General features: G+C 33.5%; 16 protein-coding genes and 1 CRISPR repeat array. Of the genes, 5 read left to right on the forward strand and 11 right to left on the reverse strand.

All coding sequences use genetic code 11. The features are described from left to right. Positions 1-26 precede the first annotated feature (26 nt). Positions 27-1,001 (forward strand): ADP-glyceromanno-heptose 6-epimerase, encoded by a 975-nt coding sequence (gene rfaD / locus BLP60_RS05275; RefSeq protein WP_092064529.1) that lies wholly within the window; start codon positions 27-29, stop codon positions 999-1,001. A gap of 58 nt (positions 1,002-1,059) precedes the next feature. Here rfaD and BLP60_RS05280 read toward each other — a convergent pair whose 3' ends face one another. The 4 genes from BLP60_RS05280 to rsfS all read right to left on the reverse strand — a co-directional run bounded on the left by BLP60_RS05280 (position 1,060) and on the right by rsfS (position 4,972). Then, on the reverse strand, positions 1,060-2,706 hold the full coding sequence (locus tag BLP60_RS05280; RefSeq protein ID WP_092064532.1) for a methyl-accepting chemotaxis protein: 1,647 nt from the start codon (positions 2,704-2,706) through the stop codon (positions 1,060-1,062). A 137-nt stretch (positions 2,707-2,843) separates the two neighbouring features. Then, positions 2,844-3,071, reverse strand: coding sequence for a hypothetical protein (locus BLP60_RS05285; protein ID WP_092064535.1), 228 nt, complete (start codon positions 3,069-3,071; stop codon positions 2,844-2,846). A 3-nt stretch (positions 3,072-3,074) separates the two neighbouring features. Continuing rightward, positions 3,075-4,592, reverse strand: coding sequence for a 2,3-bisphosphoglycerate-independent phosphoglycerate mutase (gpmI, locus tag BLP60_RS05290; protein ID WP_234970955.1), 1,518 nt, complete (start codon positions 4,590-4,592; stop codon positions 3,075-3,077). Positions 4,593-4,603: 11 nt separating this feature from the next. Beyond that, entirely contained in the window at positions 4,604-4,972 is a 369-nt protein-coding gene (gene rsfS / locus BLP60_RS05295; RefSeq protein ID WP_234970956.1) for a ribosome silencing factor, read from the reverse strand. A gap of 513 nt (positions 4,973-5,485) precedes the next feature. Between rsfS and BLP60_RS05305 the strand changes: the two genes are divergently transcribed. Next, positions 5,486-6,283 carry a lysophospholipid acyltransferase family protein gene (locus BLP60_RS05305; protein WP_092064544.1) on the forward strand — a complete coding sequence of 266 codons (798 nt, stop codon included), beginning with the start codon at positions 5,486-5,488 and terminating at the stop codon, positions 6,281-6,283. 296 nt (positions 6,284-6,579) lie between these two features. Here BLP60_RS05305 and BLP60_RS05315 read toward each other — a convergent pair whose 3' ends face one another. The 3 genes from BLP60_RS05315 to dksA are packed head-to-tail and all read right to left on the reverse strand — an operon-like array spanning position 6,580 to position 8,826. After that, the gene (locus BLP60_RS05315) at positions 6,580-6,996 is read right to left on the reverse strand and encodes an iron-sulfur cluster assembly scaffold protein (RefSeq protein WP_092064550.1); all 417 of its coding nucleotides are present in this window, start codon (positions 6,994-6,996) and stop codon (positions 6,580-6,582) included. 5 nt (positions 6,997-7,001) lie between these two features. Then, positions 7,002-8,453 (reverse strand): NFACT RNA binding domain-containing protein, encoded by a 1,452-nt coding sequence (locus BLP60_RS05320; RefSeq protein WP_092064553.1) that lies wholly within the window; start codon positions 8,451-8,453, stop codon positions 7,002-7,004. A 10-nt stretch (positions 8,454-8,463) separates the two neighbouring features. Further along, complete coding sequence (gene dksA / locus BLP60_RS05325) at positions 8,464-8,826, reverse strand: RNA polymerase-binding protein DksA (RefSeq protein WP_092064556.1); 363 nt, start codon at positions 8,824-8,826, stop codon at positions 8,464-8,466. A 402-nt stretch (positions 8,827-9,228) separates the two neighbouring features. Between dksA and ald the strand changes: the two genes are divergently transcribed. Then, on the forward strand, positions 9,229-10,350 hold the full coding sequence (gene ald, locus BLP60_RS05330) for an alanine dehydrogenase (RefSeq protein ID WP_092064559.1): 1,122 nt from the start codon (positions 9,229-9,231) through the stop codon (positions 10,348-10,350). A gap of 29 nt (positions 10,351-10,379) precedes the next feature. Here the strand turns inward: ald and BLP60_RS05335 are convergent, their stop codons facing one another. Then, entirely contained in the window at positions 10,380-11,126 is a 747-nt protein-coding gene (locus BLP60_RS05335) for a Mut7-C RNAse domain-containing protein (protein WP_092064562.1), read from the reverse strand. Between the two features lie 4 nt (positions 11,127-11,130). Between BLP60_RS05335 and BLP60_RS05340 the strand changes: the two genes are divergently transcribed. Next, entirely contained in the window at positions 11,131-12,378 is a 1,248-nt protein-coding gene (locus BLP60_RS05340) for a M48 family metallopeptidase (protein WP_092064565.1), read from the forward strand. An 8-nt stretch (positions 12,379-12,386) separates the two neighbouring features. Here BLP60_RS05340 and BLP60_RS05345 read toward each other — a convergent pair whose 3' ends face one another. Continuing rightward, positions 12,387-13,754: a DNA recombination protein RmuC gene (locus BLP60_RS05345; protein WP_092064568.1), complete on the reverse strand. Its 1,368-nt coding sequence runs from the start codon at positions 13,752-13,754 to the stop codon at positions 12,387-12,389. A gap of 54 nt (positions 13,755-13,808) precedes the next feature. Then, positions 13,809-14,012 carry a hypothetical protein gene (locus BLP60_RS05350; RefSeq protein ID WP_092064571.1) on the reverse strand — a complete coding sequence of 68 codons (204 nt, stop codon included), beginning with the start codon at positions 14,010-14,012 and terminating at the stop codon, positions 13,809-13,811. Between the two features lie 129 nt (positions 14,013-14,141). Between BLP60_RS05350 and BLP60_RS05355 the strand changes: the two genes are divergently transcribed. Further along, positions 14,142-14,339, forward strand: a complete 198-nt coding sequence (locus tag BLP60_RS05355) for a hypothetical protein (RefSeq protein ID WP_092064574.1) — start codon at positions 14,142-14,144, stop codon at positions 14,337-14,339. Between the two features lie 261 nt (positions 14,340-14,600). Here BLP60_RS05355 and BLP60_RS05360 read toward each other — a convergent pair whose 3' ends face one another. After that, positions 14,601-16,421 (reverse strand): YcaO-like family protein, encoded by a 1,821-nt coding sequence (locus tag BLP60_RS05360; protein ID WP_092064577.1) that lies wholly within the window; start codon positions 16,419-16,421, stop codon positions 14,601-14,603. A gap of 124 nt (positions 16,422-16,545) precedes the next feature. Further along, positions 16,546-16,978: a CRISPR direct-repeat array (repeat unit 30 nt; unit sequence ATTTCAATTCCTCGTAGTTACTCTGAGAAG). Positions 16,979-17,005: the final 27 nt, after the last annotated feature.

A 17,005-nucleotide genomic window follows, 5' to 3' on the forward strand; every position in this document is an offset into this window, starting at 1 on the left:
CTATTTCTTAATAAAAGGAGCAATCAATGTATATTGTGACTGGAGGGGCAGGATTTATAGGAAGCGCCTTTGTATGGCAGCTAAACCAAATAGGGATTGATAAAATTCTTATAGTAGACAATTTAAGCACCTCTGAAAAATGGAAAAATTTAGTCGGATTACGCTATAAGGACTATATTCACAAAGAATCTTTTTTACCTTTACTCACCACAGAAAAATTAGGAAAAATAAAAGCAATAATTCATATGGGAGCATGCTCATCTACAACTGAAAAAGATGCTGACTATCTAATGTCTAACAACTTTCACTATTCTAAAACACTAGCTAAGTATGCGCTTTCCCATGATATTAGATTTATTTATGCCAGTAGTGCAGCCACTTATGGAGATGGTTCTAAAGGATTTGATGATAATGAAAAAGAATTAGAAAGCCTTCGTCCTCTTAATATGTATGGATACTCAAAACATATTTTCGATCTATGGCTTAAACGCGAAAATCTTCTCTCCCAAGTTGTGGGACTAAAATTCTTTAATGTATTTGGGCCTAATGAATATCATAAAGAAGATATGAAAAGTGTAGTATGTAAGGCCTACTTCCAAATTAAAGAAACAGGAAAAATAAAACTCTTTAAATCTTATAATCCAGACTATCAACATGGAGAACAAAAAAGAGATTTTGTCTATGTAAAAGATTGTACCAAAATAATGTCTTGGCTCTTAGAACATCCTAATGTAAATGGAATTTTTAATGTAGGAACAGGAAAAGCAAGGTCCTGGAATGATCTAGCAAAAGCTGTTTTTAGGGCTATGAATCTACCTGAAAATATAGAATATATTGAAATGCCCAAACAACTACGTGGCAAGTATCAATATTTTACTCAAGCCAATATGCAAAAACTCTCTGCCACAGGCTGCCCATGCGATTTTTTATCCTTAGAAGACGCGGTCTTAGATTATGTCCAAAATCATTTAAGCCAAGATTATCCATATCTTGAAAGTTAATTAAAAACTAAAGAGGTCAGCGTTCTTTTACGCTGACCTATATTTTTCAAACTTATTATTAACGCTCAAACTTTTTAATAATTCCTTTTAATTTTTCAGCCAAAGCATTTAACTGTTCTGCTCGTTCTCTTAAAACATCGCTATTTTGCTTTATCTCTTCTGATCGAACATGAACATTAGAAATATCTTTGGCTATTTCTTGAGACACTTCTGAACTCTGGGCTACATTTTGATTTATCTCCTGAATCCCAGCAGAAACCTCATTTATGTTTTCCGCAATGCCTCGGGTGGTGTCAGCTTGCTCTTGTACTCCCTCAGAAATAGTTATTACAATATCATTAACCTCTTTTATAATGTTTAAAATACTATCAATATCTTTTACGGCCACATCTGTAGATTCTTGAATAGCATGTATCTTTTTATTTATATCTTCTGTTGCCTCTGAAGTTTGTTTTGCTAATTCTTTAATTTCATTAGCCACTACAGCAAAACCTTTACCTGCCTCACCTGCCCTTGCAGCTTCAATCGTAGCATTTAAAGCAAGTAAGTTGGTTTGATTGGAAATCGCATCAATAGTAACTAAAATTTCTCCAATCTCTCTTGCAGCCTCTCCCAAAGTTTCTACATTTTCTGACGTAATTTGAGTATGTTGTACTGCTTTGGTAACAATCTCTTGAGCTCTGCTTGTCTTTTGAACTATTTCTCCAATAGTAATACTAATTTCTTCTGCACCAGTAGCCACGTTCGTTACATTATTAGAATTATTTTCCATAGCAGTAGCCAAAGAAGCCATATTGGCGCTCAGTTCTTCAGCAGCCGTAGCAACCAACTGCGATTTATCTCGCATTTCTTCTGAAGCCACATGTAAATTAGAAGATACAGAGGAAACTTCTTCTGCTGAAGTTGTAAGAGTCCTTACTCCATTCGCTAAATTATCAAAAATATCAGAAAGATTTTTCACCATATAGTTTAAGGTCTCACTAAGCTCTCCAATTTCATCTTTTTTAGTAATAGCAAGACTTTCTTTTAAGTTACCCTGAGATACCTTTTTAGCAAATTCAACCAATTTTTCTAAAGGAATAGTTATACTACTCTTAATCCAAAACCATATACCAATAATTGCAATCAACCCAAATAATGCTCCAATCCCCTCTGTTGCTAACAAAAAAGATACTTTTTTTTCTGCCTCCTTTTGCATGGTAACTACTGCATTATTCATTGCCTTTAAAAGCTTCATATTATAGTTTAAAATATGCTTAATTGCGCCTTCTTCTTGCGAGGAAACAACTATATCTAACTTATTCTTAAACACATCCCAAATTTGTTTAACCTTTTTAAGTTCAGTTAACGACTTTCCCTCTACAGCTTCAATATGCCTTTTCTCTCCATTTGGATCTAACGTAATAGGAACTTGTCCAGAATTAATAAGAGCATGTAATGTCATATCAAAAATTTTCATACTCTTATGCAATTCATTAATAATATTTTTATCTATTGTTCCTTTTTTAGCTTTTACATATAACATATTTACTATTTCTTTACTCATCTTTTGAGAAAGCATTCTTTGTCTTCCTGCCATATTAATCACAAAACCATCATCTTTTTGCTTTCCTACAACAATGAAAGTTATTGCCACAACAATCAAATAAATTATAAAAATAGATCCAATTGCTAACAATAATTTGTGCCTAATTTTTAAAGACATTGTTTCCTCCTCTTAAAATAAAGGATAATACATTTACATTTTAATTTTTAAAGATGATGATTTGAACAAATAATATATTTTGTTTTTATCTTTCCGTCAAGTTAGGAATAAAAATTTAGCCCAAAGTTTTAAAAATTTTAATTATAGCCTTCCCTTACCAAAGCAAGACCATGGACTAAAGCTGTTTTTAAATAGCATATTCCCTTCTCATCTACAGGTGCTATCAAAAACACTTGTCCACACTCATCACACTTAATTTGACTTACTTCTTTAGGTGCAATGGCAGGTACTTTACGACCACATCTAGGACAGGGATAAAAAAGTAAAATTTCAACTTCTGCTGGATGAACAAATTCTTCTTGCACTGTTTATTCTCCTATTAAACTATTTCCCGTCATTTCTTTAGGTTTTTCAATTTGCCATAAATGTAAAATTGTGGGCGCTATATCTCCTAATTTACCTTGACTTAAAAAACCAATTTTTCTCTTAGAAATAAGTATCAAAGGAACAGGATTTGTGCTGTGCGAGGTTTTTGGCTTATCCCCTTCTAACATATCTTCAGCATTACCATGATCTGCAGTAAGCAAAACCTGCCCACCAACCTCTAACATAGCTTGCACAACCTCTCCTACACACTTATCAACAGCTTCACACGCTTTTATAACCGCGGGAATAACCCCTGTATGCCCTACCATATCTAAATTTGCAAAATTACATACATAAAAATCAAATTCTTTTTGTTTTATTTTATCAATAAGTTTTTTAGAAACTTCAAAAACACTCATCTCTGGTTTTTCATCATAAGTTGCTACTTCTCGCGGCGAAGGGACAAGTATTCTTTCCTCTCCTGCAAAAGGCTCTTCTCTTCCGCCATTAAAAAAATATGTTACATGGGCATATTTTTCTGTTTCTGCTATTCTAAGCTGTTTTAATCCCAAAGTAGATACCACTTCTCCTAAAATATTTTTTAAACTCAGAGGAGGAAAAATAACAGGTAAAGGAAAAGTATGATCATATTCTGTCATAGTAATAATATTTAGTTTAGGAAACTTTTTACGTTGAAATTCTTGGAAATTTTTATCAAAAAGTGCTCTACAGAGCTGTCTTACTCTATCTGCCCGAAAATTAAAAAAAACAACTCCATCACCATCTTGCAAAAATCCCTGGCTTCCCTGAATAAATGTAGGCCTTACAAACTCATCTGTTTCGCCTTTAGAATAGGCTTCTTCAATGGCATTTATAGGTGAAGCAGCTATTCTCCCTTCACCTAACACCAAACAATTATAGGCTAACTCTGTCCTTTCCCAGTGCTTATCCCTATCCATTGCAAAATAACGCCCACTCAAAGATGCAATTTGGCCAAAATTTTCTGTTTCCAAAAAATTAACTAGTCTTTTAACATAATTTAATGCACTTTTAGGTGGAGTATCTCTACCATCTAAAAAACAATGAATAAAAACTTCTTTTATTCCTCTTTGTTTAAAAAAAGAAACTAAATAGTGCAAATGTTCTTGCAAACTATGTACTCCACCATCTGAAACCAATCCTAATAAATGAATTCTATTTGTGCTCTTTTTTATGTCCTCAGCTAGTTTATTTAAAACAAAATTATCTTTAATACTACCATCTTCTATAGCTTTATTAATGCGCACAATATCTTGATATACAATTCTACCTGCCCCTAAGTTCAAATGACCTACTTCTGAATTTCCCATCTGTCCTTCTGGCAAGCCAACTGCTTCTCCACTAGCTTGTAGCTGTGTATTGGGATAAGTTAAAAAGAGTTTATCTAAATTAGGAGTACTAGCCAAAGAAACAGCATTTCCTTCTCCAGCAGGAGCAAGACCAAAACCATCTAAAATTAATAGTAAGGTAGGAGTAAACACTTTATTTCTCCTTATAATTGAATTTGTTTTGCCTCAGTCCAAAAACCTTCTAAATTATAAAACATACGAACATCTTGTAAAAAAATATGGATAACAATATCATTCAAATCCAATAATATCCACTCCCCTGCCTTATATCCTTCCATGCCAAAATATTCAAAATTATATTCAGCAATAAACTGTAAAAGATTATCTGCCAAACTTTGAGCATGCCTCACATTATTAGCTGTTGCAATAATTACACCTTCAAAAACACTAGAAAACTTCTGTACATCTAATAAAAGAATATCTTCTGCTTTTTTCTCCTCTAAACACTTGCCCAATAATTTTAGTTTCTCTGTAAAATCCATTTGTTTTTTTTTATTCTTATCCTTTAACAAAATTATCCTCCTTAACCTTAACTTTGACTTTAAAATCAATTCAGTTTAGATTTTTTTTATAAAAAATACAAAATTTTATCCATAAAAAATATCTTTTAGCACCAATGATAATTTGTCAAGCGAAGATAAAAACACATTTTCAAATAGCTGGAAGTCTATGGTGTCTTATAGGCTTATGGCTTATACTAAGAGCTTTATTGTTTATCCCCTTTAAGGCTTTATGCTTTTTATATCCTTGTTTAGGTCTTATTTTCGGCTATTTTATTTTTTGTAAAATGTTTATTAAAATAGTACAAAAAAATATTTCCCGCATAAAAGAAAAAGAACCTCGCTGTTTTTTTGCTTTTCAATCTATTAAAAGCTATTTTATAGTCGCTATAATGATAACTTTGGGCATCATAATACGCCGCTTAGGAGTTGATAAAAAAATTATTTCTTTTATCTATGCCAGTGTTGGAATAAGCTTAGTAAAATCTAGTTTTATCTATTTTAAAGAAATTAGGAGATATAATAATGGAAATTTTACAGCCAACTGACACCTATCAAACTGATGTAAAAAAAAGAATACAATATTTTAGAACCATTCGATTTTACAAAAAAATTATAAAAATTGTATTTTCTGCTGCTTCTTTAGCTAAAAAAGGAATTTATAGTGATGAAGAATGGATAAAAAGTAGTGTTGATGTATTAAACGCTCTCGAAAGTGTTGGTTGTATTTTTGATATAAGAGGAAGAAATAATTTTTTTAATATACAAGGACCTTGCGTTTTTATAGGCAACCATATGAGCACATTAGAAACTTTTGTTTTGCCTTGTGTCATTCATCCATTTAAAAAAATAACATTTATTGTTAAAGAATCTCTACTTAACTATCCTGTATTTAAACACGTTATGAGAGCAAGAAAACCTATTGCAGTAACTAGAACCAACCCCAGAGAAGATTTTAGAAGAGTTATAAAAGAAGGGACATCAAAACTTAAAAATAATATTTCTATTGTAGTTTTTCCTCAAACTACCAGAGCAAATCATTTTGATGAAAAAGAGTTTAACTCTATTGGGATAAAGTTAGCTAAAAAGGCTAATGTTCCTGTGGTTCCCATAGCTTTAAAAACAGATGCCTGGGGCACAGGAAGACTAGTAAAAGATTTTGGCCCAATTGATCCTCAAAAAACAGTTTACTTTAAATTTGGGTTACCTATCTCTGCCCAAGAAGTCCAAAAAAATCCAAAAAGAGCACACCAACAAGTAGTTAACTTCATAAAAAAACAACTTAATAATTGGATAACATTAGAACAAAATAAAAAATGTTAGATAAGGAAAACATCCTAACTAAAATAATTCCTAAGCTAAAAAAACTGTATCCTAATGAAGGAATAATCTTAGCAACTTATAAAAGAAATAGGACTCTTACTATTATTTTTAAAGAGGAGTCCTATTTGTTCATTCAAAAAGGATATGAAAACAAAAGCTATTTTGTAAAGCCATCTCAGCTCAAAAAACAACTTAAAAAAGTTCTTAAAACAGAATTCCCCCGAAGTAGAAAAATAAGAGTTTATCCCTTGCGCGAACAGGATTTCTTGCAAAATCTAAAGAAGCTTTAGTATATTTTAGGGTTTTTGTAATGCTTCTTGAAGAGCTTTAATAGGAGGATATAACGCTCCATGCTTATCTAAAGGAAGTTTTGGGATAACCTGCAAAATATGTTTAGACTCTAAAGTTAAAGCTTGGTCTTTAGTCTTACCCAAAGCTAACTCACAAGCAACCTCTGCACATACAAAGTCAGAACCACATCCATCAGTATAAAAACTTATTTCCTTTATCTTGTCCTCTTCCAACACTATATATATCTCTAACACACTGCCACAGCTAGGCTTTACCTTTGCCATATGAGTATAAGTTTCTAACCTCCCCACAAAATTGGGATTCGTCCAGCGTTTAACAAATTCTTCTCCAAATTCAACAGTAGTTTCTTGATAAATCTTTTTCTGAATCTCATCGCAAATATTTGCCAACTTTTCTTGCATCTTTACTACTCCTTAGTTTCCAAATATCTTAACTTGGTTTCTAAATTCGGATCTATATCAATCCAAAAAGAATGTAAAATCTTATCTACTATTACCTGTCCCAAGGAAAGACCTTTGACTTTACGCACATTTTTCACTTCTGCGCACATTACTTTTCCTTTTTCAGCATTCTTTTGATAACTTGCCAATGCAGCTAAACACGCAGCTTCTTTAAGACTTTGTAAAGGAACCTCTTGTTTTTTGCTGTCTCTACGCAAGATTACATGTGCTCCTGGACCATCTTGGGCATGAAACCATAAATCAAAAGGACTAGCCACACTTAACAACTTATGGTTAGCTTTACTATTTTTACCCCTTAAAATTAAAAAACCATCAGAAGAAATAAAAGCCTTTATCTGAAGGCCTTGATATTTTTTAGGCACAAAAAAAGCTTTTTGTTTTATTTTTATCTCTTGTTTCTGTTTTATCCTAACATCTTGAAGTTGTTTTTGGATTTGTTGCTTTCTTTTTTCTATAGCTTTTAGTCCTCTTTCTCCTTTTGCAGCCTGTTTAAAAAAATTTTCCATATTTTCTAAAATTGTTTTTTTACAGTCTAAAAAAATTGTTATAGTATTACCTGTAAAATCTATAACATTTACTTTAGAAACCTTTTTATTCCTATCTAAGTTATATAAATTTGCCTGTAACAATTTTCCATATTCTAAAAGTTCTATTCTTTTTTTTAATTTTTTCTTATCTTCTTCTAGTTTTAATAAAATTTTTTTTAATCTCTTTTCTTCTCTGTTTTGTTGTTTTAATTTAGAAAACCTCTCTCCTATAATTTCCTTTAACTTATATTCTCCAAATATACTCAATGCTTCTAAAGGATTATCTGTTTTGGATATAACATTAGATCCTTGCTCCCATAAAAGGATATTATTTTCATAAATATAAAAGTCAAAACTTTTTTCTACTTGTAATTTTAAATAAAAGTTTTTTTTTCTTTCCTTAGATAAACTAGCAAGAAATTTTCTAAGAGGCGGAGAAATTTGAGGATATATTCTAAAAATTTCTTTATTAGAGTCTATTTCTTCTAAAGATGGCCAGATAACTTCTTCTAATATAGGTTTTTCAACAATTTTAGGCTCAGACTCTAAACTCAATTCAAGAAACAAATCCCCAAATCCCAGCCAAAATATACGCCTGGGCCAAAAAAAAGAAAAACTTTTTACTATTCTATTCTTACAGTGCTTTCTTAAAAACATTACCTTAGGTGATGGGGAGGATGGATTGTCTAAATTATTAGGACGCAAAAAGAAAAAGCCTCCCTTTTGGGAGGCATATAAACACAGAAACCCTTGTTTAGAAAATTTAAAAGTCCATAACTTAGGATAAGGATTATAAATTTTCTCTAATCGAGTAAATAAAATTTTTTGTTTTAAGCTTTCTAAAGCAAATCTACAAAAATTAGCTTCCATAAAAAGAACACTATCTCTTCAACAAAGCCTCTTCTTCCTCCTGTTTACTTTTACACTGAATACAAAGAGTAGTAACAGGCCTTGCTTTTAATCTCGCTAAACCAATTTCTTCACCACACTCTTCACAAATACCAAAAGTGCCATCTTCTATTCTAGCTAGGGCTTCGTCTATTTTCTTTACTAACTTTAAGTCCCTATCCCTTAAACGCAAAGTAAAGGCCCTATCACTTTCAGCAGTTGCCCTATCTGCAGGATCTGCGTATACTTCCACATCCTCGCTCATGTCTTCTAATGTACTTTCACCCTTAGCTAAAATTTCATTCTTCATTTCCAAAAGCATATTGCGGAAAAATTCATAATCTTGAGGCTGCATAAATTCCTCCCCTAAAAAATATATAGATTTATTTTATAACCATAAATTTTTAAAAAGTAAAGATTTACCCCAAAAAATCAAAGTTATCTTATCCAACTCTCATTAATCTATACTCAATTTTCTTTAAGTTATCTAAAAATACATTCCTGTTAGATAAAATTTTCCCATGCCTAAAGCTTAGCTTCTAGCTGTAAATAAATTGTTTAGAGGGAAAAAACACATAAAATGTGACTTCTGAAATTCTCCTCTATTTATTATCGAATAGTAGATATAATTTGTTATTAAAGTATAACTTACAAAAACAACGTAATATTTTTAGTAACACTGCAAAGGCATTTTGCTTGTCTTTATAATTTTTTAAGGATATAATATTTTTTTATATTCTACATAAGGAGGAAATATATGTTAATAGGATGCCCAAAGGAAATAAAAAACAATGAATATCGAGTTGGTTTAACTCCAGCATCAGTAAAAGCATATATTCAGCATGGGCATAAAGTATTAATTGAATCAGGAGCAGGCCTTGGCTCAGGTATAGGAGATGAAGAATATGTAAAAGTTGGCGCAACTTTAGTCGAAACTGCAGAAGAAGTATGGCAAAAAAGTGAAATGATTGTAAAAGTAAAAGAACCTCTACCTCAGGAATATCCATTAATGCAAGAAGGACAAATAGTTTATACATATTTTCACTTTGCCGCAGATGAAGAACTTACAAAAGCATGTTTAGATAAAAAAATTATAGCCATGGCCTATGAAACAGTTCAGGAGCCAAACGGGAATTTACCATTATTAAAACCCATGAGTGAAGTAGCAGGAAGAATGGCTCCCCTTATGGCAGCATTTTATCTTGCCAAATCTCAAGGAGGTTTAGGAGTTCTTCCTACTGGCGTGCCTGGAGTTTTGCCTGCTAATGTAGTAGTTATTGGTGGAGGAACAGTTGGTAGTAACGCAGCTAGAATAGCTGCAGGATTTGGTGCAAAGGTTACTGTCCTTGATATAAATGCCAATACCTTAGAGCATCTAGGCAATATAATGCCTAGCAATGTGTTTACTTGTTTTAGTGATCATGTCACCCTAGAAGCAAGCATTACAGAAGCTGATATTGTAATAGGTGCTGTACTAATCCCTGGGGCAAAAGCACCAAAACTCATTACAAGAGAACTTTTAAACAAAATGAAACCAGGAGCTGTGTTTGTTGATGTGGCCATAGATCAAGGCGGCTGTGCTGAAACTTCTAGGCCTACTACACACTCTGACCCAATTTTTATAGAAGAAAATGTTGTGCATTACTGTGTGGCTAATATGCCAGGAGCTTATGCCAGAACATCTACTTTTGCCCTAAACAATGTAACCATAAAATATGGATTAAAATTAGCAGACCTTGGCGTAGAACAAGCCTGCAAACAAGATAGTGTATTAATGAAAGGATTGAATATGTATAAAGGCATATTAACTTGTCCCCCTGTAGGAGCGGCATTTGGTTTAGAAAAAGAATGCAAACTACCTTCTGAAATTTTCCATTAAAAATAAAAAAATAGCCAGATAGGTAAAACCTATCTGGCTAACTTAAACCCATTTTTTAATAGACGTTTTCTCATATATTCAAAATGACTTCCCCGCCAGTAAATTTTTCCACATTCAGGACAGATAAAAAATTCATTATAATACTTTTTTGTCTTTGGCTCTAGCTTATCTAAAATTTTTGTTTTTTCTATTGGTTCTAAAACCGCATTACAACATAAACAACGTTTAAATATGTTCGTACCTTTTAAGCCAAAAACCCTTTTCACTTCTTTTAACTGTAAATCAGGAGATGACGACCTCAACAAATAGCCCCACTCCACCAATTTTCTTTTTAACAGTCCCCTATCCTTGGTGAGAACTACTCTTTGTTCTTGCCAAGCAAGTTGAGCAATTTTAAAATCATCCCAAATAGGATTGTAAAGTACATCCTCGCCAGCCATTCTCAATAAAGTGGCTAGCTTCCCCACATTCACATCACAAATAAATTTCAATTCTAAAAACCTTCTTGGCCTAAGAATACTTTTTTGACTAATATCCAAAGGCAAAGTATGATAATATACTTTAAACACATCCCTTGGTTTGGGAATATAAAAAAAATCAACTTCCTGTTGAAAACAAAAAATTTTACCTATTTCAGGATGAGGAATCCCAAAAGACTCTAAAATATCTTTGATAGAGGCTCGGCGTTTTAATGTATAACCAAAATTAAGATTATTATTTTTTAAAAAAAATTTATATTCAGAAGAAAAAATAAAATAAATTTTAAAAGAGGTCATAATAATGAATTCCTATTATTGGCAAATAATCATTTTAACTATAATCTTTGTACATTTGGGAATAAATTTATGGTTAGAAATTCTTAATATAAAAAGTTTAAAAACAAAAATCCCTCCTTTCTTGCAAGATATATTTTCTGCTGAAAAATACAAACAAAGTCAATCATATACTAAAGAACTTACCATTCTAAATTTAATAGAAAAAATAATTATAACATCTCTTCTAATTATAGCAATTAAACTAAATTTATTTAACTATCTTAATAAAATAAGCATCAGTATTTCTTCAAATTATCTTTTTCAAGGAACTATTTTTTTCTTTTTACTGTTTATATGCATAGAATTAATATCTTTTCCTTTTGAGTTGATTCAAAATTTTTATTTAGAAAACAAATATGGATTTAATAAAATGTCTTTCAAAATATTTCTTCAAGATAAAATAAAAACCTATATACTTTCTTTTTTACTAGGAGGCATATTACTAATTACAATATTTTTTATCTTTAAAAATTTTGGCAAGTTGGCTTGGTTGTATGCATTCTTAGGTGTTAGTATATTTATGTTTATAATTCAATATCTAGCTCCCAAAATTATTTTACCTCTTTTCAATAAATTTATCCCTATATCTGACAGCTCTTTAAAACAAAAAATCCATAATTTAGCCCAAAAAATAGGATATAAAATACAAGACATCTATATTATGGACGGATCTAAACGAACCACAAAAGCCAATGCATTCTTAACAGGATTTGGAAAATATAAAAAAATCGCTCTTTTTGACAACCTTGTGAATACTCTTTCCCATCAAGAAATAATTGCTGTGCTCGCCCATGAATTAGCTCATTTCAAGCTAAAACACATCTTTAAACAAATAATTTTGTCTTTAGCCAATTTAGCTATTTTTTTAATCACTCTTCAATTATTTCTACATCAACCTAATATATCTAAAGCACTTGGCATCGAATATCCTTCTATACACGCTAATTTACTTGCCTTTAGCTTAATATTTACACCACTATCATTTATTTTAGGTATTATGGAAAATTTTCTTTCTAGAAAATTTGAAAAACAGGCTGATATGTTTGCCCTTAAATTTGTAAAAAGCCAAGATCTTATTTCTGCTTTAAAAAAGCTCGCTCAAAATAATCTATCAAATCTAACACCTCATCCCATTTATGTATTCTTTTTTTATAGCCATCCGCCATTAACTAAAAGAATAAAATATCTACAACAAAATAGTTCCTCTATTTAATTACTATTTTACTTATCTAAAAATTTTACATTTTGGATTTTATCAAATTCACTTGATATTTTTTTAGTAGTTGTGTGAATATCTTTAACATCCTTAGTAACAATATCAATATGCTTAGCTAGTTTTTCCCATCTTTCTCTATATCTTCTAAAATTACTCGATAACCTTATTAATTCTTCTTGTATTTTTTTAGCATATTCTCTAGTTTTTGCATCTCTTATTAAAGATGAAATAGTAGTTAAAAGAGCCATAAATGTTGTTGGAGATGTAATCCACACTTTTCTATTTACTGCTTCTTGAATAATATCTTGATGTTTAGCATGTATCTCTGCAAAAACAGCCTCTGCAGGAATAAACATTATTGCCATATCCATAAGTTCTGAATGCTGAACATATTTTCTGTTAATATCTAAAATATGTTTTTTAATATCTTGTTTAAATTTTTGAACAAACTTTTTATCCTCAAACATTCTCTGATAATTTTCCAAAGGGAATTTGGCATCTACAGGCAAAGGTTTTTCATTTGGAATAAAAACTATTGCATCAGGAACTAAACCATCTTTTAATCTTGGTTGAAGTTGATAAATATTATCGTTCTGACCAAATACAGCCTCTAAAATATTTCTTAGTTGCACCTCTGCAAAAATACCTCTTGTCTTTTTATCCGTAAGAACATTTTGTAAAGAAACAACCTCAGTGGATAGTTCTTCTATTTTTCTCTGAGCTTCAGAAATCCTAGCAATACCTCCAATAATTTTTTCAAAAGTTTCATTAATATTTTTAAAATTATTATCCAAACGCTCATTAACTTTAGAACTAATTTCATTTAAACGCTTATGTACCAATTCATTTATTTCTTTAAAGTTAATATTTATATTTCTAAGAATATAGTCTTTAAATTCCTGTTGAGCATCTTTAAATTCATCTATTTTTTTTGTATTTGAATTTAAAGATGAAGATATATCTTCTCTAATTTCTTTAAAATTAGTCTGAAGTTGTCTAATCAATTTTTCATTTATGGTAATAAAATCCTTATTAAGATTATCTATTAAGTTCTGATTAAACTTCTGTTGACTAAGTTTAAACTCTTCTATTTTTTCTGTATTTGATGTTATTGCCCTATTTATAGAATTAGATATATCTTTAAATAAATTTAAAAAAGATAATTGAAAATCAGAAAAACTTTTTTCTATTTTAGAAAATAATTCACTATTTCTTTCTATTTGTTCTTGTGTTTGTTTATATTGCTCCAATATATTTTTATTTATATTATCTTGCAATAAATCAAATAATTTTTGAAATTGATAGTTTTTAAAAAACAAAAAAATCAAAAGTAGAATTATACAAGTAAGTAAAATTAAAAAAATAAATTCCATAAATACCCCTTATTGTATCTAAATTTTTTAGACAATTTAATCCTAAATTATAAATTATAACCCTTTAATCTGTTTTGTTATTTCTTTCCATGCTGCATGAGTATGTTTGGGCCATACTATACTTACAGCCTCTTCATAGGAATATCCTTTTTTCAATAATTCCTGAAATTCTTCCAAAAAAGGCTGAGACAAATTGCTCAAAAAAATATATTCTTCTTTGTATCTACCTAGTCGGAAATTCCCATCATATATACGCATCCTTTGCCAACTTATGATTTATCTTTTATAATAGAATTAAGTCTTTCTGGGAGATAAATAAAAATTTTTCAAACAAATCAAAAGCATTCTTTTAGCATCGGGAAAAATTTGAAAAAAATTAGCAAAAGCATGTTCTTTCCTCCTTATGCATGGTCATATGGGAGTGTATCAGTATGGTTGGACTTGGTTTTTGGAAAGCTTAGAAGCCGTGAAAGAATTGTTAAAATGAAAATTCCAAAAATTATAATAACTGGGGCAAGTAGGATAAAAAAGAAAAATAAATCCGTAGTGGCTTTAGCCCATATAACCCCTTTATCTGCCAAATAGGCAAAAAACAAAAGAAAAATTACAGCAAACTTTTTCCAGTGTTTGAAAACGAAAAATTTAAATTTATCCATCAAAAATAAAGATAGATTCTAAAGAAAGCCAAGTCAATCTGGCTTCAATAAAAAAATCCTTTTCTGATTTTGCCAAAGAAATAAAAAAAGTCAAAAAGAAATAAATAGCTTTTGAGAAGAAGCCAAAGCGAGCCCAAGCTGAAAAAGTCATCCTTTTTTACGAAGACGAGAAAAAGGAGTTCGTTGACTTCTAGGGCTGGTTCACCAATCTGCCCAGGCGCTTGAGAAGGTGGCGCTGGTCAACTGGGCGAGCTAACTTCTCCATACCCCTGCTTATCTTCAGCCATCCCTTTACATAACACGTCTTTCTGCACCCGCAGTCCCTGCAGTTCCACAAGCTGGTGCATCGGGGAATGGGCAAGCCCTCCAGCCCCTTACCCTCAGCCCCCTCTGGGTCTTTGGCCAGAAAACTGGCATAGTGGCCACGGACGAGGTGTCCAGCAGAGGCAGCATAGGGGTTGTACGCCAAGGATTCGCCGATGCGTCGGCTGATCTCTTGGTTACCAAGGCCCTCTGCCTTTAGCTCGCACACCGCTATCATCACCTCCAGCATCTGGGGATCAGGCGGCTGAAAGAACCGTTCCTTGACAAATGGTGAGCGCAACACTTGTGCGGCCCTGAACCAATCCTGAACTTCCATGAGCATTATTGCCAACACCAGCCTCAAATCCATCCACTCCATCACTGGCACCATGGCAAACAGATTTTCTACGATTTGCTCCAGGGACATTTCTCTGGGGCGCCACAGCTGGGCGCACAGCAGCCTGCTGCAACTACGTAGCTGCTCGGGCGAAGCCCAAGGTAAGCTGAAGAAAGTCTCAAGAACCGTGCGATAGTCCTTGAGCAGCAGTTGGAGTGCACCCTCATCCATGGTAAACATACGCGATAGTCCAGTGATGTACACATAATAAGTAGGCATTCCCAGAAACGAAAAATCCCGTACCATTACGCGCCGGCCCTCGCATTTGAGCTGTTGCAAAAGATGCTTAAGCATCTGAAAGTTGCTGGCCGTAGGGGGTAGGAACGCCTGGCGAAAGTTGCCAGTGGCAGGAGGATTCTCCAATAGGGCCCAAACCGTAAGCTGCGGCTGATAATAGTACCATGCAACGGGCAGATCTATTAGGCTGGACATCTGGTTAAGGTTGTGGGAGACTTGCTTGGATCGGCCCTGCAATGCCTCGGTAATGCAGCGCGCCAAGGCCACCTCCATCACGGGATCTGCCCCAAAGCCCAGGGCAAAGTCCCCTGTCTTCTCCTCTAAAATTATTACCGCCAGCACAGGCCAGCGCCCGCCCAAGGTCGCGTCCTTGACGAACACCTTGAGACCTCTGGCCAGCAGCTCTTCTACTAGCTTCCTTGCCACACCCCTGCCTAGGGGCAATTCCTCTAGAGGGATGGTCGGCAGCCCTCGCAGCTTGCCCGTGGCCAGTCTCTGAATGACCGCTCGCTCCATCACCTCGCAGCAGCCCTGCACCAGGGCCTCTTCTGGGGTGTTACCCGCGCACATCCCATTGCTCTGGGTGAGCTTAAGCATCAAGTCATAGGGGAGCCAGATAATTCTGTCCTCTGTAAGGTCGCAAAACTCCAGGCATTCAAGCTCATCAACAGGAGGATAGTAGCCTGGAGGTAAAAGTTCCTTCATGATCTGGGGATGACTGTCAACCACCAGTTCAGTGGGCATAGACTTGGGAAAAAAGAAAGAGGATTTGCTAACTATCAGTCCCAGATGCCGCAGCCTGACGTCGCAGTAGCACTGCAGCCTTTCTATGAACTCTCCGTAGGCACTAGCCAGGGCCAGCTCTCTGGTGCAGCCTTTGCCGTTGGAGAACATCGGGGCCAAAGTTGGTTCTGCCAAGTGGCAGGAAAAGCACCCTGGAAATGCCTGGTACTCTGCTACAATACATGGATTAAACCCCGCTGGTTTGAGCAGCCGACGAGCCCGGTCTATGGTCTTGTGTGCCGGGGCATCCTTGTGTGTTGCCCATTGAGCTACCTGGGAGTTTGAATCCATGATAACCTCCAAAACTCCAGGAGATATCCTGGCATATATAGGCCGGGTGCTAAGAGCCCATTTTAATTTCCCACAGTTACTATGAGAAAACAAAACAAGCAAGTTAAAAGAGTAAAGGAGCCAAGCTTCAATTCCTCGTAGTTACTCTGAGAAGGAAATTGAATTGTGGCGAAAGGGCAGAAACATGTGGAAGTTTCAATTCCTCGTAGTTACTCTGAGAAGAGAAAGAAGGAGTTTATATGGGATATTATTCTACCAGTTTCAATTCCTCGTAGTTACTCTGAGAAGCTATGTCTATCGGGAGAAAAGAGGTTGTATTTAAAGATTTCAATTCCTCGTAGTTACTCTGAGAAGCTAAAACCTTGTCGTTAAAAAAATCTATATTCTCCTTAAATTTCAATTCCTCGTAGTTACTCTGAGAAGTCTTTAAGTTTAAGATTACATGCCATTTTTATGTCAGCATTTCAATTCCTCGTAGTTACTCTGAGAAGAAATCATTAAAAGACCTTAGAGAACAAGGTCCGCAAATTTCAATTCCTCGTAGTTACTCTGAGAAGTTTTAAAAAAATTTTTTAAACCATATT

Origin of the sequence: Desulfonauticus submarinus (assembly GCF_900104045.1) — a bacterium.
GTDB lineage: Bacteria > Desulfobacterota > Desulfovibrionia > Desulfovibrionales > Desulfonatronovibrionaceae > Desulfonauticus > Desulfonauticus submarinus.